We start from the raw sequence: 600 nt of genomic DNA, 5'->3' as shown, positions 1-600 counted from the left end.
GCCTGCTGATTATCCGTACTGCACGGCTTGTGGGCGATGGACTGCTGGACCTGAGTGGCTTGCCGGGGCGTGGGATCACGGGCGTAAGCCGGGCGGATACCATTGGCGGCGGTGGTGGTGCCGGTGGCACGCTCTGGCTGGATGCACCTGCTGCAACGACGGTATCGGCAAGCATTGAGCAAACCGGTGGTGCGGGTGGCGGTGCCGGGGGCGCTGGCGGGGCAGGCCAGCCGCTGGCCGCCCGGGATGGCATCATGCCGGCTCTGCGCCCGTTACCGGTTTCGGGGGTAGCGGCTGGCTATCGCTGTCGCCCGGCGGGCCACTGGATCACCGGGCAGCTGTTCGACGACAACGGCGCCGGGGAGCCCGCTCTGGCGTTTAACGGTCAGCCCGATCCAGGGGAGCGTCGTTTGTCGGGTTGGACTGTGAGTTTGGCAGGTGCGAGCCGTGAACCCGACAGGGTCACCACGGCGAAAGGCGGCCACTTCCAGTTCCGGCTTTCCGAAGCTCACAGTCAGGGGCAGCCCCTGGCCCTGACTCTGACTCTGCCTGAACGCTGGCCCGTGCCGCAATTGCCGGGACTCAACGGTCAGGCCGGTA

1 protein-coding gene is annotated in these 600 nt (G+C 67.8%); it reads left to right on the top strand.

Annotated features, from left to right (window positions below):
* Nucleotides 1-29: 29 nt before the first annotated feature.
* Nucleotides 30-600, top strand: a 571-nt coding sequence (locus tag A3730_RS20900; RefSeq protein WP_197477555.1) for a hypothetical protein, incomplete at its 3' end; no start/stop codon positions are given.

The sequence above is a fragment of the Alcanivorax sp. HI0044 genome (assembly GCF_001634945.1).
The sequence above is the reverse complement of the archived record's forward strand: the minus strand, read 5'-3'. Positions and strand labels throughout refer to the sequence as shown.